24 protein-coding genes are annotated in these 22,259 nt (G+C 69.1%); 10 read left to right on the top strand and 14 right to left on the bottom strand.

All coding sequences use genetic code 11. From position 1 onward, the window contains the following. Positions 1–247 precede the first annotated feature (247 nt). Positions 248–652, bottom strand: coding sequence for an NUDIX hydrolase (locus N5079_RS20505; protein WP_261585558.1), 405 nt, complete (start codon positions 650–652; stop codon positions 248–250). 71 nt (positions 653–723) lie between these two features. Here N5079_RS20505 and N5079_RS20500 point away from each other — a divergent pair, with 71 nt between their 5' ends. The 8 genes from N5079_RS20500 (at position 724) to pqqE (ending at position 6,803) form a co-directional block, all read left to right on the top strand. Beyond that, positions 724–1,365: a DUF6758 family protein gene (locus tag N5079_RS20500; RefSeq protein WP_261585557.1), complete on the top strand. Its 642-nt coding sequence runs from the start codon at positions 724–726 to the stop codon at positions 1,363–1,365. 41 nt (positions 1,366–1,406) lie between these two features. After that, complete coding sequence (locus N5079_RS20495; RefSeq protein ID WP_261585556.1) at positions 1,407–2,114, top strand: MBL fold metallo-hydrolase; 708 nt, start codon at positions 1,407–1,409, stop codon at positions 2,112–2,114. Between the two features lie 5 nt (positions 2,115–2,119). Further along, positions 2,120–3,109: a RecB family exonuclease gene (locus N5079_RS20490; RefSeq protein WP_261585555.1), complete on the top strand. Its 990-nt coding sequence runs from the start codon at positions 2,120–2,122 to the stop codon at positions 3,107–3,109. A 490-nt stretch (positions 3,110–3,599) separates the two neighbouring features. After that, positions 3,600–3,755: a hypothetical protein gene (locus N5079_RS20485; protein ID WP_261585554.1), complete on the top strand. Its 156-nt coding sequence runs from the start codon at positions 3,600–3,602 to the stop codon at positions 3,753–3,755. Between the two features lie 60 nt (positions 3,756–3,815). Then, positions 3,816–4,682 (top strand): pyrroloquinoline quinone biosynthesis protein PqqB, encoded by an 867-nt coding sequence (gene pqqB, locus N5079_RS20480; protein ID WP_410007813.1) that lies wholly within the window; start codon positions 3,816–3,818, stop codon positions 4,680–4,682. Beyond that, the gene (gene pqqC / locus N5079_RS20475) at positions 4,679–5,362 is read left to right on the top strand and encodes a pyrroloquinoline-quinone synthase PqqC (RefSeq protein ID WP_261585552.1); all 684 of its coding nucleotides are present in this window, start codon (positions 4,679–4,681) and stop codon (positions 5,360–5,362) included. Before pqqB ends, pqqC begins: the two co-directional genes overlap by 4 nt. Further along, positions 5,359–5,616, top strand: a complete 258-nt coding sequence (gene pqqD, locus N5079_RS20470) for a pyrroloquinoline quinone biosynthesis peptide chaperone PqqD (protein WP_261585551.1) — start codon at positions 5,359–5,361, stop codon at positions 5,614–5,616. The genes pqqC and pqqD overlap by 4 nt, the downstream gene beginning before the upstream one ends. Continuing rightward, complete coding sequence (gene pqqE, locus N5079_RS20465; protein WP_261585550.1) at positions 5,613–6,803, top strand: pyrroloquinoline quinone biosynthesis protein PqqE; 1,191 nt, start codon at positions 5,613–5,615, stop codon at positions 6,801–6,803. The genes pqqD and pqqE overlap by 4 nt, the downstream gene beginning before the upstream one ends. Here the strand turns inward: pqqE and N5079_RS20460 are convergent. From N5079_RS20460 to N5079_RS20450, 3 genes are all read right to left on the bottom strand, one after another. Beyond that, positions 6,754–7,665, bottom strand: coding sequence for an oxygenase MpaB family protein (locus N5079_RS20460; RefSeq protein ID WP_261585549.1), 912 nt, complete (start codon positions 7,663–7,665; stop codon positions 6,754–6,756). The genes pqqE and N5079_RS20460 overlap by 50 nt on opposite strands. Positions 7,666–7,728: 63 nt before the next feature. Next, positions 7,729–8,610, bottom strand: a complete 882-nt coding sequence (locus N5079_RS20455) for an alpha/beta fold hydrolase (RefSeq protein ID WP_261585548.1) — start codon at positions 8,608–8,610, stop codon at positions 7,729–7,731. Between the two features lie 313 nt (positions 8,611–8,923). Next, positions 8,924–11,113, bottom strand: coding sequence for a DEAD/DEAH box helicase (locus N5079_RS20450; RefSeq protein ID WP_410007816.1), 2,190 nt, complete (start codon positions 11,111–11,113; stop codon positions 8,924–8,926). Positions 11,114–11,532: 419 nt separating this feature from the next. Between N5079_RS20450 and N5079_RS20445 the strand changes: the two genes are divergently transcribed. Continuing rightward, positions 11,533–12,192 (top strand): ferritin-like domain-containing protein, encoded by a 660-nt coding sequence (locus tag N5079_RS20445; protein ID WP_261585546.1) that lies wholly within the window; start codon positions 11,533–11,535, stop codon positions 12,190–12,192. 266 nt (positions 12,193–12,458) lie between these two features. Here N5079_RS20445 and N5079_RS20440 read toward each other — a convergent pair whose 3' ends face one another. The 5 genes from N5079_RS20440 to ligD (N5079_RS20420) all read right to left on the bottom strand — a co-directional run bounded on the left by N5079_RS20440 (position 12,459) and on the right by ligD (N5079_RS20420) (position 15,613). Next, entirely contained in the window at positions 12,459–12,689 is a 231-nt protein-coding gene (locus N5079_RS20440) for a DUF3107 domain-containing protein (protein ID WP_261585545.1), read from the bottom strand. A gap of 95 nt (positions 12,690–12,784) precedes the next feature. Beyond that, positions 12,785–13,405 (bottom strand): TetR/AcrR family transcriptional regulator, encoded by a 621-nt coding sequence (locus N5079_RS20435; RefSeq protein WP_261585544.1) that lies wholly within the window; start codon positions 13,403–13,405, stop codon positions 12,785–12,787. Positions 13,406–13,478: 73 nt separating this feature from the next. After that, the gene (locus N5079_RS20430; protein WP_261585543.1) at positions 13,479–13,682 is read right to left on the bottom strand and encodes a hypothetical protein; all 204 of its coding nucleotides are present in this window, start codon (positions 13,680–13,682) and stop codon (positions 13,479–13,481) included. Between the two features lie 87 nt (positions 13,683–13,769). Beyond that, positions 13,770–14,651 (bottom strand): non-homologous end-joining DNA ligase, encoded by an 882-nt coding sequence (gene ligD / locus N5079_RS20425; protein WP_261585542.1) that lies wholly within the window; start codon positions 14,649–14,651, stop codon positions 13,770–13,772. Continuing rightward, positions 14,648–15,613 (bottom strand): non-homologous end-joining DNA ligase, encoded by a 966-nt coding sequence (gene ligD, locus N5079_RS20420; RefSeq protein WP_261585541.1) that lies wholly within the window; start codon positions 15,611–15,613, stop codon positions 14,648–14,650. The genes ligD (N5079_RS20425) and ligD (N5079_RS20420) overlap by 4 nt, the downstream gene beginning before the upstream one ends. 77 nt (positions 15,614–15,690) lie before the next feature. On the opposite strand from ligD (N5079_RS20420), the gene N5079_RS20415 reads away from it, so the two are divergent. Then, entirely contained in the window at positions 15,691–16,689 is a 999-nt protein-coding gene (locus N5079_RS20415) for a Ku protein (protein ID WP_261585540.1), read from the top strand. Between the two features lie 220 nt (positions 16,690–16,909). Here N5079_RS20415 and N5079_RS20410 read toward each other — a convergent pair whose 3' ends face one another. From N5079_RS20410 to N5079_RS20390, 5 genes are all read right to left on the bottom strand, one after another. Continuing rightward, positions 16,910–17,209, bottom strand: a complete 300-nt coding sequence (locus N5079_RS20410; protein WP_261585539.1) for a hypothetical protein — start codon at positions 17,207–17,209, stop codon at positions 16,910–16,912. A gap of 1,029 nt (positions 17,210–18,238) precedes the next feature. Beyond that, the gene (locus N5079_RS20405; protein WP_261585538.1) at positions 18,239–18,643 is read right to left on the bottom strand and encodes a hypothetical protein; all 405 of its coding nucleotides are present in this window, start codon (positions 18,641–18,643) and stop codon (positions 18,239–18,241) included. Positions 18,644–18,816: 173 nt separating this feature from the next. Continuing rightward, positions 18,817–19,254 (bottom strand): hypothetical protein, encoded by a 438-nt coding sequence (locus tag N5079_RS20400; protein ID WP_261585537.1) that lies wholly within the window; start codon positions 19,252–19,254, stop codon positions 18,817–18,819. Between the two features lie 1,455 nt (positions 19,255–20,709). Next, positions 20,710–21,222 (bottom strand): sodium/glutamate symporter, encoded by a 513-nt coding sequence (locus N5079_RS20395; protein ID WP_261585536.1) that lies wholly within the window; start codon positions 21,220–21,222, stop codon positions 20,710–20,712. Positions 21,223–21,477: 255 nt separating this feature from the next. Next, complete coding sequence (locus tag N5079_RS20390; RefSeq protein WP_261585535.1) at positions 21,478–22,212, bottom strand: hypothetical protein; 735 nt, start codon at positions 22,210–22,212, stop codon at positions 21,478–21,480. Positions 22,213–22,259 lie beyond the last annotated feature (47 nt).

Genomic DNA, 22,259 nt, shown 5'->3' with positions numbered 1-22,259 from the left:
CTGGCGCTTTGTGCGGCGTGATCATGCGCATGTTCCCGCACGCTCCGTCCCACCTGGCGCTTTGTGCGGCGTGATCATGCACGACGAGGGGTGTGCCCGGTGGAGAGACACTGCATGATCGCAAACAGTGTCGGCCCTGTTCAGACCCCGTGCGGTGGAATCCACGCATGATCACGATTCGGGAAAAGCCGCGTCCCCGAGCTTCTTGGGAAACCCTGCATGATCACGGCGACGGTTGGCCGACTCGCTAGCCTGGGGGATCGATGATCCCCCAGCTTGAGAGGGCGTCGAGGAGGCCGTCGGTGAGCGGGAGCCGTACGAGATCGGAGGGGTGACACCAGCGGGCGTCGGCGGCGTCGTCACCGGCGCGGAACGGCCCGCCTGAGGCGGTGGCCAGGTAGTCGTGGATCTCGTAGGTCACGCCGCCGGGCCCGGGACGCTCGACGGTCCCCGCGAGGGCGCCGACGGCCACGTCGAGACCGGTCTCCTCGTGCACCTCACGGCGCACGGCCTCCGTGTCGGTCTCGCCCGCCTCAACTCTGCCGCCGGGCAGCGACCAGAGCCCCTCTCCCGGCGGGCGTCCCCGGCGGACCAGCAGGAGCCTGCCGTCGCCGTCCGCGATGATCGCTCCGACACATCTGATGAACCGCACATGCCAAGATTACGGCTCGATAACGAGTATGTCCTTGACGTGGGCGGCTCCCCGCAGCACCGTGAGTAGTTGTGAGAACCGCGCCCACGTGTCCGCGGTGTTTCGGGCCGCTGCACGAGCCGAGCGTCTGGTCGAGCGCCTGGCGCTGTGACCAGCACGGGGACGTCCTGCCCTTCCAGCCTCCCCGGCGCCCTTCCCAGGCCGCCGTCGAGGCCCTGTGCCAGGCCGCCCGGGTTCCCGTGTGGATCCCGTGGCCCCTGCCGCCGGGCTGGCTGGTGACGGGCTTCGCCGAGGTGGGAGACGAGCGCAGCGGGGCCAGGGCCAGCGTCGTCGCCCTGACCGGCCCGTCGGTCACCCATGGTCCCGCCGACATGCTGCTCGTCGCCGAGGAGCCCGGAGTCGGGCTCGGAGCCGCCCTCGCGGGGTTGCACGGCCCGGATCCCGGAGCCGGGTTCGACGCCGGACCGCCGCACGCGAAGATCGACGCTCGCGGACACCCGACGGCCCTGTGGTGCGCGGGGAGCGTGCCGGGCGACCGGGCTGTCTACGTCGGGGAGGCCCTCGGCAACTGGCTCTGGACGATCGCGTGGCCCGCCGAGGCCGGGTGCTTCATCGCGCTGGCCCATCTCTCGCTCCGCGACCTGCGCGACCAGGACCAGGCACTGGACCTGCCGTTCGGGGCGTTCTCCCCCCGTCTGAACGGAGAGAGCTAGATGGCTCGGCTGATCCGCTGAGGATAGTAGGGTTCTGAGCCGTGACAGCGCGTATCGAACGAGTGGTGACCTCCGGCCTCGTCGAGATCGACGACGCCGAGCACAAGGTCGAGAACAACACCTGGATCGTGGGCGACGACGACGAGGTGATCGTCATCGATCCCGCGCGGGACGCCGAGAAGATCCTGGAGAAGGTGGGCGACCGCGAGATCCTCGCCGTCATCTGCACCCACGGCCTGCCCGACCACGTGGGCGCCGCCATCGAGGTGGCAGCCAAGGACGAGGCCGTGATCGCCGTTCATCCCAAGGACAAGCGCCTGTGGCGGCAGACCTGGGAGGACACCTGGCCCGACATCGACATGGAGGACGAGGGCCTGTTCGCGGTCGCCGACGTCGAGCTGGAGGTCCTGGCGACCCCCGGTGTCACCCAGGGCGGCGTCTCCCTCTACTGCGAGGAGCTCGGCGCGGTCTTCACCGGCAAGACGCTGCTGATGGACGGCCCCGGCAAGCTCGGCGGGGAGTATCCCGCGCTCGCCGACCAGCTCACCTCCATCGGCGAGCGGCTGTTCACGCTGCCGCACGAGACCCGGGTCCTGCCGGCCCACGGCGAGGAGGGCCTCATCGGCGATCTGGAGCCGCAGTTCGACGGCTGGCTCGCCGGGTCGCTCACCGGGACCGTCACGCCCGAGCCGCCGCCGCTGGTGGACGGCACCGGCGTGTCGGGTATCAAGCTGGACCTCGACGAGTAGGGACGATGGAGCAGCTCGGCCTCGACGGCATGCCGAGGCGGCTCTACACCTGCACGCCGTCACGCCTCAACTCGTGGCTCGATTGCGCCCGGCGGTATCGCTTCACCTACCTCGACCGCCCCGCCCCGCAGAAGGGCCCCGCATGGGCCCACAACAGCCTTGGAGCGTCGGTTCACAACGCGCTGGCCGGATGGTGGCGCGAGCCGTACGAGCGCCGCACGCCGCTGATGGCGGCGATCCTGGTGACGAACGGCTGGATCACCGAGGGCTACCGCGACGAGGAGCAGTCGGCCTTATGGCGCGACCGCGCCCGCGAAATGGTGTCCGGATATGTCAAGACCCTTGATCCCTCGGACGACCCGGTCGGTGTCGAGCGCACGGTGGCCACGCGGACGGCGGTCATCGCGGTCTCGGGCCGGGTGGACCGGCTCGACCGGCGCGGCGACGAGCTCGTCGTGGTGGACTACAAGACCGGCCGCCGGTCGTTGACCACCGACGACGCCCGATCCTCGATCGCCCTGGCGATCTACGCCATCGCGGCGTCACGCATGATGCACCGGACCTCCCGCCAGGTAGAGCTCCACCACCTGCCCACCGGCGCCGTCATCGAGTGGGAGCACACTGACGAGTCTCTCGGCCGCCATCTCCGCAGGGCCGAGGAGATCGCCCTGGAGGCGTCCGCCGCCGACGAGGCCTACCGCGCCTGGGCGGGCCGGAGCGGAAGCCGTACGGGAGCGCAGGTCCCGAAGCGCAATCCAGCGCAGGTCCCGGCGCAGGCTCCGGCAAAAGGCCAGGCGCAGGGTCCGGCAAAAGGTCAGGCGCAGGGTCCGGCACAGGTCCCGCCGGAGATCGACGCGATCTTCCCGCCCAGCCCCGGGCCGGTGTGCTCCTGGTGCGACTTCCGGCGGCACTGCGCCGAGGGTCGGGCGGCCGCGCCCGACCGGCTCCCGTGGGACGGCCTCGCCGCCGAGCTCGACACGGCCGGCTCCGCCTAGAACGCCGGTCAAGCACGGAAAGAAGGTGTGGGCCCTTCCGAGCCCCCCTTGCGGCGTGATCATGCACATGCTCCCGCACGCACCGTCCTACGTGGCGTTTTGTCCGGCGTGATCATGCATCACGAGGGTGTACCCGAGGGGCGGGCACTGCATGATCACGAACAGTGTCGGCCCTGGTCAGGACGCGTGCGGCGGAATCGATGCATGATCACGATCCGGGGAATCCCACGTCACCGAGCTTCCCGGGAAACCTTGCATGATCACGGCGACGGGGGGGGGGCGTCCCGGGGAGGCCTTCGCGCGCCGGGCTTTCTGGTACGCCGGCGCATCCCGAACACCTCCGATGAAAGCAGCGAACGCTGTGTTGGCGGATGTCACCGTACCCGCATGCCCGTTGACAGCTCCGATGTATTCGCCCCGGACCTCTTGACGAGTTGATCGTAAGGGTCCATAACAAATGAGAACCATCTCATGGAAGGCAGGTGCGCTCATGGCGGAGCAGAAGGACCAGGGCAGCAAGCAGCCCCCGCGGGCCCACGGCAAGCGTCGCAAGACCCGTGGCGAGGACACGACCTGGCACAAGCCGGACTACCAGGTCGTCGAGGCCTCGATGGAGATGTCGGCGTACTTCCTGGCCACCAGGTAGTCGTCGCCCGCTCTCAGCGATCTCTCAGTGATCTCTCTGAGATTGGAGTGACACAGCACCGTGCGCCTGCGGGTACTTGGCACCGCGGCAGGCGGCGGCGTTCCGCAGTGGAACTGCGCGTGTCCCGGCTGCGCCGGGGCACGCGCACATCCTTCGTGGCGCCGCCGGCACGCCTCCCTCGCGGTCCGGACGCCGGACGGCCGATGCCACGTGGTCAACGCGACCCCGGACATCGGCGACCAGATAGAGGCGAGCGAGTGGCTGGTCCCCGGGCCGGGGCTGAGGGACACGCCGCTCGCCGGGATCATCCTCACCGACGCCGAGCTCGACCACACACTGGGCATCGCCCGCCTCCGCGAGGCGGACCAGGTGGAGATCGTCGCCACCCCCGCCGTACGGCATGCCCTCACAGAGCGGCTCCGGCTGGAGGAGGTGCTCTCGCCGTACACCGAACTCGTCTGGAAGGACCTCGGGCAGCCCGTCGCGCTGGGGGAGTCGTTGCAGGTGAGCGCCGTGCCGGTGTCGGGGAAGAGGCCGCGCTACGCCCCTGAGGGCGGCCCGGAGGACGGCTGGGTGAGCGCGCTGCGCCTGTCGGACGGCGCCACGGTGGTCTACGCCCCCGCCGTCGGCACGTTCCCCCCGGCGCTGGAGAAGGCGCTCGCGGAGGCCGACTGCGTGATCATCGACGGCACCTTCTGGGATGACGAGGAGCCGCGCAGGACGGGCATCTCCTCCAAGACGGCGACCCAGATGGGCCACGTTCCGATCGAGGTGACCGCTCCGATGCTGGCCGGTCTGCCCGGCCGGTGTTTCTACACGCATCTCAACAACACCAACCCGCTACTGGACCCGGACGCGCCGCAGCACCGGCTGCTGGCCGGCTACGGGGTAGAGGTGGCGGCGGACGGAATGGTGATCGACCTGTGAACTGGACCCCGGCGGAGTTCGAGAAGCGGCTCCGGGCGGTGCCCGAGGAGCGCTACCACCACCTGCACCCCTTCAACGTGCGGATGCACGCGGGCGATCTGAGCCCGGAGGAGATCAGGAGGTGGATCCTCAACCGGTTCCACTACCAGCGGCACATCCCCATCAAGGACGCGCTGATCCTGTCCAAGCTGGAGACCAGCGAGCTGCGCCGCATGTGGATCCACCGGATCCACGACCACGACGGGACGGAGCCGGGCGAGGGCGGCATCGAGCGCTGGCTCCGCCTGGGCGAGGCCGCCGGGCTGAGCCGCGACGCGCTTCTGTCCGGCGAGGGCGTTCTCCCGGGTGTACGGCTGGCCGTGGACGGCTACGTGAACCTCTGCCGCCTCGGCACGCCGCTTGAGGCGGTGGCCGCCTCCCTCACCGAGCTGTTCGCCCCCGACATCATGCGGACGCGGATCCAGGCGTTCGAGCGGCACTACACGTGGATCGACTCCGAGGGCCTGCAGTACTTCCGCAACCGGGTCACCCAGGGGCGCCGGGACAGTGGCGAGGCCCTGCCGCTGGTGCTGGAGTGGGCGCGAACCGAGGAGCAGCAGGAGAGCGCGGTGGCGGCCCTGCGGTTCAAGTGCGACCTGCTCTGGTCGCTGCTCGACGCGATCGATCGGGCGTCGGAATGACCTCCTGGCGGCCCGCGCTGGCGCCGTCGGTCGTCCTCCGCTACGACGCCGTCCGCGAGGCCGACCTGCTGATCATGCCGGAGCGGGTCGTGGTGCTGAACGGCCAGGCCGCCTCCATCGTCGAGCTGTGTGACGGCACGAGGACCGTGGACGAGATCGTCGCCGAGCTGGCCGGGGAGTTCCCGGAGGCTCCGGTCGCCGAGGAGGTCCCCGAGTTCCTCGGCCGCGTCCAGAAGGAAGGCTGGCTCCGTTGACCGAGAAGCCCGGGATACGACACTCCGCGCCCCAGGAGCCCGCGATACGACACTCCGCGCCCCAGGAGCCCGCGCCGCTCAAACCTCCCCCGCCGTGGGCGATGCTGGCCGAGCTGACGCACGGCTGTCCCTTGCACTGCCCCTACTGCTCCAACCCGACCGAGCTGATCAGCCGCTCCCGGGAGCTCGCCACGGCGGACTGGGAACGCGTCATGGCGGAGGCGGCCGAGCTGGGCGTCGTCCACGCCCACCTGTCCGGCGGGGAGCCGCTGCTGCGCGGCGACCTGGTCGCGATCGTCGAGGCCACCGAGCGGGCGGGCATCTACAGCCAGCTGGTGACCAGTGGCGTCGGCCTCACCGAGGCGCGCCTGGCGGAGCTGGTCGCCGCCGGGCTGCACAGCGTCCAGCTCTCGGTGCAGGCGGGCGACGCCGCCCAGTCGGACCTCATCGCGGGCAAGCGGTCGTTCGCCGCCAAGGAGGCCGCCGCCGCGCTTGTACGCCAGGCCGGCCTGGCGCTGGGCCTCAACGTCGTTCTGCACCGGCACAACCTCGACTCCATCGACGACATCGTGGCCCTCGGGGTCTCCTGGGGCGTCGAGCGGATCGAGCTGGCCAACACCCAGTTCTACGGCTGGGCCCTGCTCAACCGGGCGGCGCTGCTGCCGACGCGGGAGCAGCTCGCGCGGGCGGAGGAGCGGCTCAACCACTGGCGGGAGCGGCTCGACGGGATCGAGCTGATCTGGGTGATCCCCGACTACTTCGAGGGCGTCCCGAAACCCTGCATGGGCGGCTGGGGGGCGATCTCCCTCACCGTCGGGCCGGACGGCAGCGTGCTGCCCTGCCCCGCGGCGTACGCCATGGAGGGGCTGGCCATGCCGAACGTGCAGGACCACTCGCTGCGGTGGATCTGGGAGGAGTCGGCGGCGTTCAACGCCTACCGGGGAACGGAGTGGATGCGCGAGCCGTGCGTGAGCTGCCCGCGCCGCGACCTGGACTTCGGGGGCTGCCGATGCCAGGCGTACGCGATCACCGGCGACGCGGCGGCCACGGACCCGGCGTGCCGGCTGTCTGCGGACCACCATGTGATCGAGGAGCTCACCCGGTCGCAGGGCGACGCGCCCTTCGTCTACCGGAGCCCTAGACGGCGATCCGTCCCGGTCGGCGGCGTGGATCGACCAGCCCTCTGAGCCCTTTGCCGAGGTCGTAACCGGCGGCGGCCAGGCGCTCGCGCGTCGCCTGGAGCATCGCCCTCGTCGCCGGCTGGAAGACGCGGCTGTGCACGGATTCCGGCACGGAGTTCATGGCCAGCCGGAACGCCCGCAGCGCCGCCGTCACCGTGGTCTGCGGCACCTCGGGCAGCACGCCATACAGCTCGCGGGCCCAGCCGGGAAGCGTGTAGTAGCACAGCGCGCCGAACGGGAAGTACGCCGGCTTGGCCGGGGTGAGGAAGCGCAGATCCTGCGGGACGCGCGGCCACAGCAGGAACCGGATCGTGGCCGCCGACTCCGGGATGACCCTGAGCTTGGGCCGCATCTCCTCGAAGTAGTGCTCCATCTCGCTGACCGAGCCGGGCACGTCTTCCAGATGCAGGCCGACATAGGTGGCGCTGCGGCGCTGCTCCCAGAGGTACTGGTCGGCGAGGCGGTCGGTGACCCGCACGCCGGCCCGGCGCGCGGTCTCCAGGTAGGACGCGACCTCGGCGCAGTGGACCCAGAGCAGCAGCTCGGGGTCGTCCACCCGATGGGTTTTCCCCGTGTCGGGATCATGGATCCGCAGGGAGCGGTGGATGCCCCGCACGCGCCTGCCGATCTCCTCGGCCTCCTCCGGGCTGCCGTACGTCACCCGGCCCACGAAGTCGGCGGTGCGGCGCAGCCGCCCGAATGGATCTTCCTGGAAGTTCGAGTTCTGCCAGACGCCGCGCATCGCCAACGGATGGAGCGCCTGGAGCATTAGACCGCGCACGCCGCCCACCCACATGGACCGGTCGACGTGCACCAGCCAGGTGGCCGAGTGGGGAGGTTGGGCCGTCAGGCCCTCTGGCGAAGCCATCGTGAGTAAATGATGACACCCCGCCGGGGGCCCGTCCACGGCGGCCCGCGTCGCGGAGCGCGATCAGGCGTGCTGCTGGAGCAGCCGGCTCTCCGCGGCGTTCCAGAACCGGGTGAGCGCGGCCGCCGTGGTCTCCGGAGCCTCGACGGCGGGAGAGTGGGCCGAGCCGGGCACCACCACGCACTCGGCCCGCAGCCGGCGGGCCATCTCGGCCTGGAGGAGGGGCGGCCAGCCGTCGTCGTGCTCGCCGTACAGGACGAGGATGTCCAGCCCGCACTGCACGAGGTCGGGCACGCGGTCGGCGGCGTTCAGGACCTCGTCGGCCATGGAGAGCAGGCCGGTGGGGGAGTTGGCGAGCAGCCGCTTGCGGAGGAACGCCACGATGTCGTCGGGGACGCCCGCCTTGAGCGCCTCGGGCTCCATCCGGTTCGCCCACATGTAGTCGACCCCGTGCTCCGGCAGCTCCGCGAGCAAAACGCGGCCCGCCCGTTCACGGGGCCCGGTGATCCCGCCCGGACCCGAGCTCATCAGCGTGAATGACGCCAGCTTGGCGGTGCCGTTCAGCACCGTCTCACGGGTGACGAGGCCGCCGAACGAGTGTCCGAGCAGGTGGACGGGCTCGCCGCCGCCGACGACGGTCGCGATCGCGTCCACGTCCGCGCCCAGCGCCGCGCAGGTGTACGCCTTGGGGTCGTCGGGGCCGGGCGTCTCGTACTGCCCCCGCATGTCGACCGCGATTACGCGGCGGCCGGCCTGTGCGAGGGTCTGCATGACCGAGAGGAAGTCCTCCTTGCTCCCGGTGAATCCCGGAACGAGGAGGGCGGGCCAGCGCTCCGCCACTCCGCTCACGGGCAGCGCTTCCAGGGCCGCGAACGAGCCCACGGGCGTTTCCATCTGCAGGACGGTGACCCCGGGGGGCAGGGTCAGGAATCGCGGCGTACTCACGAGGCCTCCTCCGCCCCTACCGGGACCGCTGGGACCGATGGGACGCATGGTCCCGCCGGCACCCGCGCCCCGGACCATCTGCTGTGCCTGTCGGCTGGCTCGCTCACGTGGCATCACGATACCGAGTCGAGATCCTGGCGACACCGCCAAAAACGCTACGCGGGTTGCGAATGCTCATCGCGCGTGCCTCCTGCCAAGGTCCATACCCACTTGAGGTAAAGCGGTCCCCTGGCAGGCGGGACGCCGGGCGCCATGAGGCCGCCCGGCGTGCTCGCGGTTCATCGTGCTCGCCGTCGATCGCGTGCGCCGAGGATCAGCCGGTACGGCGGGGCCGGGGCCGCGGTCCCGGGCGGCGCCGCTGCTGGGCCCGCTCGGTCGCGGCCGAGGGGGCCGGATCGTCGTCCTCCGTCGCGAGGTCGGGCGACTGGAAGACCACCACGAACGGGCTGGCCGGGATGATCCGCTCGGGCTCCGGCCGGGGCTGCGGCGTCTCCACCACTGCCTCCACCGCCTGCGCCCGCACATCCACGGGCACCTCTACTGGCGCCTCAACCGGCACCCGCACGGGCGCCTTCATCACCGGCGTCTCGACCGGCGCGTCGTCGAGCAGCGCCCGTCCTCGGCGCGCGGCACCGGCCTGCGGGGCGTCTGCCCGCGGAGTGCCGGTCTCCGGCGCGTCCACCGCCGCGGCGCGGGCCCTGCGGCGGGCGGGCCTCGCGGCGGCCACCTGCTCGTCCTGGCCGGAAGGCACTGGCTCGGCCGGTCCGGCGGGCTGGACCGCCGGCTGCTCCGTCGCCTCCGGGGAGGTCTCGGGAGCGGGGGCGGCCACCGCGCGAGTCCTGCGGCGGGCCGGCTTCTTCTCGACGACCGTCTCTGCGGCGGGCCCATTGACCGGCGTACTGACCGGCGTACTGATCGGCCCACTGATCGGTCCAGTGACCGGCCCACTGATCGGCTCGGCGACGGGCTCCGCTTGGGGCAGCGCGGGGGCCGCGCCGTCGTCCTGCGGCTGGGCGGGCGTGATGTCGGCCAGCGCGCCGCTGAGGGCGGCCGAGTTGGCGCCCCTCCGGCTGCGGCGGCCGGTCGTGGTCTCGACCGTGGGCGGCGTCTCGTCCAAGATGTCCCCCAAGATGTCCCCCAACGTGGAGGCGGTAGCCGTACTGACCGGGGAGGTGTCAGCCGTACCGGATCCGGCCGGAGCGTCGGACGTGACCGCTTCCTGCGTGCGGCCGCCACGGGTGCGGCGGCGCTCGCGGGTGCGGGCGGGACGCTCGCGGCGCTCCTCCCGGTCTCCGCGGCTCCCCCGCTCGGCGCGGTCGGACTTGCGGGAGCGGGCGCGCCCGGTCTCGCCGAGGTCCTCGATCTCCTCGGCATCGAGGCCGGCCCGCGACCGGTTGGCGCGCGGCAGCACGCCCTTGGTGCCCTCGGGGATGCCGAGGTCGGTGTAGACGTGCGGCGAGCTGGAGTAGGTCTCGACCGGGTCGGCGAAGTCGAGCCCGAGCGCGTTGTTGATGACCTTCCAGCGGGTCAGCTCGGTCCACTCGACGAAGGTCACCGCGACGCCGGTCCGGCCGGCCCGGCCCGTGCGGCCGATCCGATGGACGTAGGTCTTCTCGTCCTGCGGGCAGTCGTAGTTGACCACGTGGGTGACGTCGTCGATGTCGATGCCGCGGGCGGCCACGTCGGTGGCCACCAGGACATTGATCTTGCCGTTGCGGAACGCGCGCAGCGCCTGCTCGCGCTGGCCCTGCCCGAGGTCGCCATGCACGGCCGCTGCGGCGAAGCCCTTTTCGCGCAGTTGCTCGGAGACCATGTCACAGGCTCGCTTGGTCTCGCAGAACACCATCGTCAGCCCGCTGCCGGTGCTCTGGAGCAGCCGCGCGAGGATCTCGATCTTGTCCATGCGGTGCGTCCGGTAGACGAACTGCGTGGTCTGCGGCGTGGCCTCCGCCTCGGCCTCGTTGTTCTCGGCGCGGACGTTGGTGGGCCGGGTGAGATAGCGGCGGGAGAGGGCGACGATCTCTCCGGGCATGGTGGCCGAGAACAGCATCGTCTGCCGCTTCTCCGGCACCAGCTTGATGATGCGCTCGATGTCCGGCAGGAAGCCCAGGTCGAGCATCCGGTCGGCCTCGTCCAGGACGAGCATGCCGACCTGGCTCAGGTCGAGGTGCTTCTGCTTCACCAGGTCGAGCAGGCGCCCGGGGGTGCCGACGATGACGTCGACGCCGTTCTTGAGCGCCTCGATCTGGGGTTCGTACGCGCGGCCGCCGTAGACGGTGAGGATGCGCGAGCCCAGCTTGCCGGCCGCGAGGACGAGGTCCTCGGTCACCTGCAGAGCGAGCTCACGGGTGGGCACGAGGACGAGGCCGCGGGGCTTCTTGCGGTTCTTCCTCGGCTTGCCCACGAGTTGGAGCATGGCGACGCCGAAGGCGTACGTCTTGCCCGTGCCGGTCCGCGCCTGGCCGATGACGTCCTGGCCGGCGAGGGCCAGGGGGAGCGCCATCTCCTGAATCGGGAACGGTGAAATGATGCCCTCGGTCTCGAGGGCGTCGGAGATCTCCGGGATGACTCCCAGGTCTCGGAAGGTCGTTGTCAGCGTGGCCTGCCTCAATCGGTGCGAAGGCGGCCTTCCGGGTCATCCTGGCCGGCAGATCTCCCCCGGTCGGGCCCTCGCGGATGTCGCGCCTTCGTCGTGATCAGCGACCGCGGCATCCAATTACTGGGGGCTCCGGGAACCAATACCCCGGATCAACATAGTGCGGTCGCACTTTCACAGAGCAGTCTACTCGATACCACAACGGGGAACCGATTTCTGCTCCTTCCCGCTAAAAGTCCCTCCTCCTACCGGATGCGGGCGGTCCCGCGCCCGTCGCTCCGGAGGCGTGACCCCGGACCCTCACGCCGCACCCTTACGCTGCACCCATGACTGATAGCTCTCCCGGCATCGTGGACCTCCTGGGCGTGCTGGCGTACGCCGAGCTGACCGCGTTCCTCCGGCTGGCCGAGGACGCCGCGCTGCTGGCTCCGACCCTGAACGACCGGGCGGCGCTGGGTGACGTCGCCGCCACCGAGTACGGACACTTCCGCGTGCTCCGTGACCGGCTGGAGTCGCTCGGCGTCGACGCGGAGGAGGCGATGGCCCCCTTCGTGGACGCCATCGACGCCTGGCACGCCCAGACGAAGCCCAGGGACTGGCACGAGGCCCTGGTGAAGGCATACGTGGGCACCGGGATCGCGGGGGACTTCTACCGCGAGGCCGCGCGGCGGGCCGACCCGTCCACGAGGGAGCTGGTGGACGAGGTGCTTGCCGACACGGGCCGCTCGGAGTTCGCCGTGGAAAGGGTCCGGGCGGCGATCGAGGCCGACCCCCGGCTGAGCGGACGGCTGGCGCTGTGGGCGCGCCGGATGGTGGGAGAGGCGCTGAGCCAGGGTCAGCGGCTCGCCGCGGCCCGCCCGGAGCTGGCCGGCCTGCTCGTAGGGGAGGAGGGTGAGGACCTCGCGGAGGTCGGCCGCCTCTTCGCCAGGCTGACCGAGGAGCACGGCAAGCGGATGGCGGCTCTCGGGCTGACGCCCGGCGCGTGAGCCGAAGCCGGTCTGTTGATCCAGCGGCGTGAGGGCGCCAAACGGTTGTACCGTGCGAGGCATGAGGGCCTCGCGCCGCTACGGCAGTTCCTTCACGAGATGTGGGCCGAATCGCTGGACTTCGCGCGCCGTGCTGCGGAGGGGCAGCGCGGACTGTCCGACAGTCAGCCGGAGGCGGGGTGACACCCACGGCGCGGACCACGGCCGTCGCCCCCGCGGATGCGGATATGGGTGACCGCGCGGCGGCCCACGCCGAAGGAGGGTGGCTACAGAGTTCCGCCGAAGCCGACGGCGCGCTGCTCGTCCTCGCCGATCTCGACGAAACCGAGCGAGGCCACGGGGACGACGACGCGCCGGCCCTTGGTGTCGGTCAACGAGAAGACGCCTTTTTCGGTGGCGAGCGCCTTGCGGAGCTCCTCCTCGATCTGCTCGGCCGACAGGTCGGTCTCCACGATGATCTCGCGGTGCACCGACTGCACGCCGATCTTGATTTCCATCGGGCTCCCCTTTCGAGAGGGCTGTTCATACCCATCGTCGTCGCCGAGGGGCGCGATGAGCCCTGTGATCGCGTCAAGCGAACACAATTCGCCCGTCAGCCGGTCCGGGGGAAGCCGCTGATGCCGCGCCAGGCGAGCCGGGCCATGAGCTGAGTGGCCGCCTCCTTGGGGATGGAGCCGTGGCTGGTGAGCCAGTAGCGCGCGCTCACCTCGGCCATGCCGACCAGGCCGACGCCGAGCAGGTGGGCCTCGTCGCTGGAGCAGCCGGTGTCCTCCTGGATCACCTGGCTGATCGCCTCGGCGCTCTCCTGGAGGGACCGCTCGACGCGCTGGCGCACGGGCGCGACATTGCGCAGGTCCGACTCGAAGACCAGCCGGAACGCCTCGCCCTGACTGGACACGAAGTCGAAGAAGGCGCCGATGGCCGCCTGGACCCGCTGCTTGTTGTCGGTCGTGGAGGCCAGCGCTTCGCGGCAGCGGGTCACCATGTCCTCGACGTGCAGGTCGAGGAGGGCGAGATAGAGCTCCAGCTTCCCGGGGAAGTGCTGGTAGAGGACCGGCTTGCTGACTCCGGCCCGCTCGGCGATCTCGTCCATCGCCGCCGCGTGGTAACCGTTCTCCACGAACACTTCCTGGGCCGCGCTCAGGAGCTGGCGGCGGCGGGCCATCCGGGGCAGCCGGGTGCCCCGGGGCTTGGCGTCCGGGGTAGCGGTCACGGCAGTCTCCTTGTGGGGAGGGATATCGGGGGGCTCGCCGCCCCGTGGCTCATCCTACGCGGCGGTAACCAGGTCAGCGATAGTCTTCGTCATCGCCGAGGTCCACCGTGCGCTCCTGCTCGGCGACGTCGGCGGGGTCGGCTTCGAACGGGACCTGCTCCGGCCAGCGGTTGTCCTCCGCGACCTTCACGAGTTGGCGCTGCTCGACCGCGTCAGCCTCCGGGGCCTCGATCGGCAGCTCCTCGACCACCTCGTCGAGGGGTTCCATCTCGGACATGTGCACGTCCTCCCGTCCGGGGGTCTGCTGCGACAGGTCCCACACTACGGCAGGTCCACGTCACGGCTCGGGCCGCCACTCAAGGACCTAAGCGCGGGCGGGCATGAAGAGGTCGCCGTGTTCCTCCACCCGGGCCAGCACGTCCGGGGCGGTAAAGACCAGCTCGTCAGGGCTGCCGCAGCTCTCGACCTCGTCCCAGAGGAGGGGGGTGGACACGGTGGGGATCCGGTTGGCGCGCAGCGAGTACGGCGCGACCGTGGTCTTGTAGGGGTTGTTCTGGCTCCAGTCGATGAAGACCTTCCCGGGCCGGGCCCGCTTCGCCATCACGCTGGTCACGTACGGGTTCTCGGCCTCCAGCCGCTGCGCGAGCGCCTTGGCGTAGTCGGACGTGCCCGGCCCCTGGTCCCATGGGACGTAGAGCTGCATGCCCTTGTTGCCGCTGGTCTTCGGGAAGCTCTCGTGGCCGTCCTCCTTGAGGGTGTCCCGCAGGAGCACGGCGACGCGGCAGCAGTCGACGATCGTGGCGGGCGCGCCGGGGTCGAGGTCGAAGACGAGTGTGTCCGGCGGCAGCGGCTCGCCGTCCTCCGTCACCCGCCACATCGGAAGGTGCAGCTCCAGGGCCGCGAGGTTGGCGTAGTAGACCAGCGATGGCAGGTCGTTCACGATCGGGAAGTCGATCGTCTCCCGGTTCTTCGTGCTGCCCGGGGCGGGGAGGTTGACCGTGGGGATCCAGTCGGGCGTGTGCGAGGGAGCGTTCTTCTCGAAGAAGAACCCGCCGTTGACGCCGTTGGGGAAGCGCTTCACGGTCAGCGGGCGGTCCTTCAGATGAGGGAGCAGGACCGGGGCGATCCGGGAGTAGTAGTCGATGACCTCGGCCTTGGTGAACGCCGCGTCGGGGTAGAGCACCTTGTCCAGGTTGCTCAGGGACAGCTCCCTGCCGTCGACCCTCACCAGCACCTTCTGCGTCATCCCTGCTGCTCCTCTCGCCGCACCTCGGCGGGGACCTTGTCGGTCCGCACGCCACGCCAGACCGGATGGCGGAGCCGGCCTTCGTTCGTCCACATCGTGAAGGCCACCTCCCCCACAAGCTCGGGCCGAACCCAGTGTGCGTCCTTGCTTATTTCCCTGGGAAGACTGGTCGAGAATGCGCTCTGCCCGATCTCCAGGGGCTTGAGCAGCCGGTACAGGTGGTCGAGCACGGCGTCGGTGAACCCGGTGCCCACATGGCCGACGTAGAGGAACCCGTGCCCGGCGGGGAACGGCCCGCCGTACATGCCGACGAGGAGCGAGCCGACGCCGCCCTCGCGGCGGCCCTTGCCGGGGCGCCAGCCGCCGACGACGACCTCGGCGGTGTTGAGGTTCTTGACCTTGACCCACCAGTCGCTGCGCCGTCCCGGCCGGTACGGCGAGTCGAGCCGCTTGGCCACCACGCCTTCCAAGCCCTGCGCGCGGGTGGCCTCCAGCACGGCCGGATCGCACGGAAGGTACGGCGGGGCGTCCAGCCCGAGCGAGTCGAGCAGCTCCCTCCGGTCCCGGTACGGCAGGTCGAACAGCGTGTGCCCGTCGAGATGCAGCAGGTCGAAGGGCAGATAGGAGACAGGGACGACGCCGAGGAGCCCGGCGCCCTTCGGATCCGGCACGTTCATCCGCCGCTGGAGCAGCTCGAAGCTGGGCCGTCCGGCGGGGTCGAAGGCCACGACCTCGCCGTCGATGACGGCCCGGCGCCCGGCGAGCGGCGCGACCGCTTTCGCGATCTCGGGATAGCGGGAGGTGAAGTCGGTGCCGCGGCGGCCGGTGACCCTGACGCCGTCGTCGATGTACGCGATCGTCCGGATGCCGTCCCACTTGACCTCAAGGGCGTATGCCGCGCAGTCCAAAGGGAGCTCTCCGGCGACCGCGAGCATTGGCTCAACCGGGTACGGAACCGCCATAGTGGGTACCTGCCCATGAGGTAAGTCACTTGAATCTAGGTATAGCGGTATTCGAACACAGAGACGAGAATGTGGCTATGCGGAGCATCTGGAAGGGCGCCATCTCGTTCGGGTTGGTCACTATACCCGTGAAGCTGTTCTCGGCGACCGAACAGAAGGACGTCACCTTCCACCAGGTGCACCGGGAAGACGGTGGGCGGATCAGGTACAAGAGGGTCTGCACCGCCGACGGCGAAGAGGTCCCGTACGCGGACATCGCCAAGGGCTATGAACTGGCCACCGGCGAGATGGTCGTGCTGACGGACGAGGACTTCGCGCAGTTGCCGCTCACCACGTCCCGGCGGATCGACGTGCTGCAGTTCACCCCCGCCGAGCAGATCGACCCCATCTACTTCGCCAAGTCGTACTACCTGGAGCCGGACGCTCAGGGGGCCAAGCCGTACGTGCTGCTGAGGGACGCGCTGGAGCAGTCCGGGCACGTGGCGATCGTGAAGGTGGCGCTCCGGCAGCGCGAGTCACTCGCGACGCTCCGGGTCCGCGACGGCGTCTTCGTGCTGGAGACGATGCTCTGGCCGGACGAGGTGCGCGAGGCCGATTTCCCGTTCCTGGAGGAGGACGTCGACGTCCGGCCCCAGGAGCTCAAGATGGCCGAGTCTTTGATCGACACGATGGTCGCCGACTTCGACCCCGACGAGTACCGGGACGCCTACCGGGAGGCCCTGCAGGAGGTCATCGAGGCCAAGATCGCCGGTAAGGAGGTCGTCGCGGCCGAGGCTCCGGCCGAGCAGGGGCCCGTTGTCGACCTGATGGCCGCTCTGCGCGCCAGCGTCGAGGCCGCCAAGCGCGAACGCGAGGGTACGGCTGCCGCGAAGACCGAGCGCGAGGGCGCTGCCGTCACCAAGAAGAAGGCCGCCGACAAACCCGCCGCGAAGACCACCGCGAAGACCACCGCGAAGACCACTGCCAAGACCACCGCCAAGTCGGCCTCGAAGAAGGCCGAGGGGGAGGCTGAGGGGGAGGAGAGCGCGGAAGAGGAGAAGGCTTCCGCCAAGCGGAAGACGCGCCGCTCGGCGTGAGTTGAGTTCGGATGCGGGGGCTCCGGCGGAGATCGTTCCGCCGGAGCCCTCACTTCTACGCCCTGGAGAAGAGCCGGCTCCAGGTCCGGGCTGAGAAGCGGCCTCGAGAGGTCGATGCGTCACAAGACCAGGCGCTGGCGCCGCCCTGCGCATGGGCACGCCGGTCTTCTCGCCCCTCAGCCCGGGGCGCGTAGCTCACTCATCGCGGCAGGCCACCGGCTCAGTCGAAGTCGATGTCACTCATGCCGCGGGCGTTGGCCTTGACGATTACGACCTTATTGACGTCGCCGTGGTGGCGGTGCCTGTGGTGGAACCTCGTGTGGCTGAACTTGTGCCAGCGGTTCCTGTGGCAGCTGCCCCAGTTGGCCCAGTCTCCCCAGCCGCCCCAGTCGCCCCAGTCGCTGTGGATTGTGGCCGCGCTCGCCGCGGTGGCGGTGGTCGCGGTGCTCAGGCCGACAGCTCCGCCGGCAACCGCTGTGCTGATCGCGAGCCCCGCGATAACGTCTCTGAGCTTGGGCATTGGGTGTCCCCCTTGAAAGGATCGATTGCCCGATTCGCGACATTTCATGAATAGAGGAGAAATGTCGTCGAAAGGCCCGAATGGGCCATCCCTCCCGCGATGTCTTAATTGCCGAGGGCGATGCGGGACAAACGGCGACACTCCGGCCTTTGATGCCCGATTGTCCCATCATGGGCGATTTGAGAAGATGGCTGGGGCTTTCATCCCTAAATGTCCGTTTCTCTGGGTCGGCCGGCTGGAGGGTGAGGGCCGTACCGCCTGACAAGAGGACGGGGTGAGGCGCGGCGGGCTGATCGGGCGCCGGCTTGGTGGATGCCGGGCGCAGCGGCAGCGGCCCGACACGAAGGCGGCGGGAACCGTCAGGCGTAGGGCCGTTACGCGTAGGGCCGGCGGGAGACGGGGAGGCGCGGAGGGCCCGGGGCGGATACCGCGTGGCGAGATGACCCCGCGCGGGCTGGGGCGGAGGTCAGGCGCGGGGGAGGGGGCCCATGAGAGGGCGGGTGGGCAAGTTTGGCGCAATGGGAATCGGGCCGCGCGGACTGAGGGTCCTGGGCCGCGGGGAGGTGGTGCGCGGTGTGATGGCTGCGGGGAGGTGGTGCGCGGTGTGATGGCTGCGGGGAGGTGGTGCGCGGTGTGATGGCTGCGGGGAGGTCGTGTGCGGCGTGGTGGCCGCGGGGAGGTGGTGCGCCGTGCCATGGGTCGGCGCGCGGGCGGGGCGACGTGTGGCATCGGACGTGCGGCTGGGGGCGGCCGGTCGGGCGGAGAAACGTGAGAGCCCCGGAAAGGTCAGGGCTCCGGCGGAAAAGATCCGCCGGAGCCCCTGCTCTTTGCGCTGGAGGATGAAACTTCGTTCCTAGGCCCTGAAGGCACTCGCCGGAAGGTGCGATGGCGCCCGGAAACCGTGCGCTCGTCCTTTCGGGAGCTATCTACGTCGGCAGGCGCCGAGATCCCTGTGAAGCACGGTCACTCCAGTCTTCCAGCCGATCGGCCCGGAGCGTTTGATCACCCGAAGGCCGTCAGATCCGGGCCCTAGTTGCAGTCGTCGCCCCAGCAGTTGTCGTTGTTGTCGTTGTTGTTGAAGGAGCAGTTGTCGTTGTTGTTGAAGCAGTTGTTGTTCTGCCAGCAGTTGTTGTTGCTCCAGCAGTCGTCCCGGCACGTCTTGTCCTGGAAGCCGATGGCAACGCAGGGAGTGGCGATGGCGAAGCTGTCGCAGTCGTCCTTGGAGCTGTGCCAGTTGTTGCAGTTGTTGAAGCAGTTGTTGTCCTGCCAGCAACAGTTGTTGTTGTCATTCCAACAGTTGTTGTTGTCGTTGTTGTTGTGCCAGCTGACCGGGACGGTGGAGGCACTGGCAGCCGTGGCTCCCAGCGCCAGGGCGCCGCCCGCGAGAGCGGTGCCGAGTGCGAGTCCGGCGAAGACCTTCTTGAACGTGGCCATTTCGTCTCCCCCTCGAAAGGATTCGATTCTGGTTTTCCGAGATTTCTCGGAATGCGCTGTCCTGCAATCTCATGACAACCTTGAGATTGTGACCAAGGTTTACGGCTCAGTTGAAGGGCGTCAGGTCAGCTGTGCTGCGGGATGTGGCTCAGCTCAGCTCAGTTCAGTTCGGTTCAGTTCTCGGGCTCGGACTCGTGCGAGGTCTCGGACTGGTCGTCGTCGTTCTTGTCGTCGTTGTTCCAGAAGTTCCGGTTGTTGTTGTTCCAGCAGTTGTCCTTCTGGAACCAGTGCTGGTTGTTCCAGAAGTCATCCTTCTGGGTCTTGTCCTGGAACCCGATGGCGATGTCCTTGACCGCGAGTCCGAAGTTGGTGTGGTCGTCCTTCTGGTTCTTCCACCAGTTGTTGTTCTGGAAGCAGTTCTTGTCCTGCCACCAGTGGTTCTCCCGGTCCTGCCACCACTTGTTGTCCCGGTTGTGGTCGTGGTCGTGGGACTTCTCCGACTCGTGGCTCTTCGGAGTCGTGTCGGCGCTCGCGGCGGTGACGCCGACGGCCAGGGCGCCGCCCGCGAGAGCGGTGCTGAGGGCGACCCCGGCGAGGATCTTCTTGAGCATGGGCATTATGTGTTCCCCCTTGAAAGGATTCGATTGCCTCGAACCTTGCGGCATTCCGATATTTCGGGGAATGCCTGAGAAATGTTGTCATGGTCCGTGTTGGACCATCTGCCTGCGCTGACTTGATTTCCGGGCACATGGTGATACAAACGGAGATCTGCTGCTTTTGATCGCTTATTATCACTTTATAGCCGCCCTTAGACTATTGATGACGGCTTTGTAGCAAAATGTCCGATTTTGCGGCGAGGTCAATCCCTCCCGCGCCGCAATAACTGGTCACCCGGGAAAGGCGAGCAGGGGGCATGCGCGTGTCCGTATGAACTGAAGGCGATGCCGATGAATCTGAGGACAACAGTCGCCATGTGGCCCGGGGTAGGAGACGCCACACGGGATGAGCGAAGCCGCCGGCGCCGATGCGCGTTTACGGGGCGGCGAGCATGAGGAGACGCCAGTCAGGACGGGACAGAGGCCCAGGACGCGTCTCTCAGGTCCTCCATGGCTGCAGGGTTTGTTAGAGGAGGGAAGCGTAAGCCGGAAACCCCGTGCCCAAACCGGCAGCGTGAGCGAGCGACCAGGAGAAGCCAGAGACCAGCTCGTCGCGGGCGCTCTCCGCAAACGGCGGGTCAGCACGGGGAAACTTGCGTGCGCGAGACCTCAGCGGCGAGAAGTGGACGCTGACGCTGAAGTAAGGAAAAGACTCGCATCTGAGAGCGTCCGAGAGCGTCCGGGAGCGTCCGACGGCCGTGCGGCCATGAACCAGCGGCCACCAGGGGACGGCCTTGGCAGGCGGCCGTTAGCGGGTGTAAACGCGACCCCCGCCTGGAGCGGGAGGAGACGGGCCGCAGTGGCCGGTCAATTGCAGCGGTGTTCGCAGATCCATAGGGAGGGTCTTACAAATGCCTGCCCGTCGGGGGCGTGGATCCAGATGGATGCATCGCAAGGCGGAGGAGGAGGTCGGAGCGGAGCCCTCGTGAATGGCGCGGACAGCGACCACGACGATCGCCGCCCGCTCGTTCTTGGGAGCAAGCGGCGAAGGTCGCTGCTCTCCACGCCCAGCGTTGTGACAGCGAAGACACGGCGATATAGGCGCCACAGCGTGGCGGTGTCGGCCGCCCTCTGGGCCGTGACCGCGACCGCCGGCTTAGTAACGGTGTCATGCCTGCCGTAAAGCTGCATTCCAGGGGTCCGCGGGCTTGGCGCGGGGGAGGCTGCGCCGGGCCGTGTCACAGGCGGGATTCCTGTGATCGATTACACGGGCTCGCTCCACGCACGCTGGAGACTGGGCGACGTTTGGCGTGGGTGTTGAGGGTGTATCACGCCCGCCTCTGCTACGCGGCCTGAAATACCGGCCGGGAAGCAAGCCGCGAGGCACGGCCGCGCGATGGAGCGAGGGCTCCGCGGTCGGCGTCCGCTGGAGCCCTCGCTGAATAACGGCCGGAACGGCCCTATGCACTACTAGTCGTCGCCGCCCTTACGCTGGCCGGCGTTGGCCTGCTGCTCCTCCTGGCGGGGCTGCTGCTGCTCGTTCTCCTCCTGCTCGTTTTCCTGCTCGTTCTCCTGCTTCTGCTTCGGCTCGGACTTGGAATCCGTGTGGTTGCGCTGGTTGTTCCAGGGCAGCGCCTTGGTGTCCGAGTGCTGCCAGTTGTACGGCAGCGCGTGGGCCGCGCTCTCGGTCTTCTGGAACGGCGTCAGGACGAGGGTGAAGTCCCGCAGCAGGAACTGGTTCTGGTTCTGGTTCTGGCGCTCGTGCTGCCACTGCTTGTTCTTGTTCTTGTTCTTGTTGCGCAGGGGCTGCGCGGGTGCGCAGACGCCCCGGACGACGTGACGGGCCACTGGGCCGCCGACGACGCCGCCCATGACGGTGGCGGCGCTCGCGGACGTGGTGCTCACGGCGCTACCCAGGGCGATGACCCCGCCGGTCAGCGCGGTGCTGACGGCGAGGACCCTCGCGAGGTTCTTGAACGACATTGCTACTTTCTCCCCCTTGAAAGAATTTCGCCCGTGCTCTGACGTTCTCCCAATTGGCCGAGCGTCGGGAACGTCGGGCGTGAGCGTTGGGCATGCATTCGCCCGCACGCGAACATGCAGTGAAATCACGATGTGAATACCGCGGTCTTCACCAGTTGTGTGGGCGAGGCGGTGCGATGGACCATGGAGCGCGGGCTCCGCGTTTGACGCCGGAGCCCGCGCTCACCAGGGCCGGAACGGCTTCATATGCGTTTACTAACCAGCTGCCGGTGCCGCCGGTGCGGCCGGTGCCGCTGCCGGTGTGCCGACGCCGGCACCGACGCCGACGCCCAGGCCGAGGTTGGCGCCTACGCCGAGGTTGGCGCCGCCCGTGCCGGTGCCGGTGCCGGTGCCGGTGCCGGTGCCGGTGCCGGCGTTACCATTTGCGCTCCCGGTGCCGCCGTCTGCGTTGGCCACGGCCGCGGGATCGTCGTCTCCGCCGCCCTTACGCTGGCCGGCGTTGGCCTGCTGCTCCTCCTGGCGGGGCTGCTGCTGCTCGTTCCCCTCCTGCTCGTTTTCCTGCTCGTTCTCCTGCTTCTGCTTCGGCTTGGACTCGGAGTCCGTGTGGTTGCGCTGGTTGTTCCAGGGCAGGGCCTTGGAGTCCGAGTGCTGCCAGTTGTACGGCAGGGCGTGGGCCGCGCTCTCGGTCTTCTGGAACGGCGTCAGGACGAGTGTGAAGTCCCGCATCAGGAACTGGTCCTGGGTCTGGTGCTGGCGGTGGTGCTGCTTCTGCTTGTTCTTGTTCTTGTTCTTGTTGCGGTGACTCTGCGCGGGTGCGCAGACGCCGCGGACGACGTGGCGGACGTGGCGGGCCACTGGGGCACCGCCGACGCCGCCCATGACGGTGGCGGCGCTCGCGGACGTGGTGCTCACGGCGCTACCCAGGGCGATGACCCCGCCGGTCAGCGCGGTGCTGACGGCGAGGACCCTCGCGAGGTTCTTGAACGACATTGCTACTTTCTCCCTTGAAGAGTTTTGCCCCTGCGCTCTGGTTTCCC

Origin of the sequence: Planotetraspora sp. A-T 1434 (assembly GCF_025420585.1) — a bacterium.
Taxonomy (GTDB): domain Bacteria; phylum Actinomycetota; class Actinomycetes; order Streptosporangiales; family Streptosporangiaceae; genus JAOEGB01.
The sequence above is the reverse complement of the archived record's forward strand: the minus strand, read 5'-3'. Positions and strand labels throughout refer to the sequence as shown.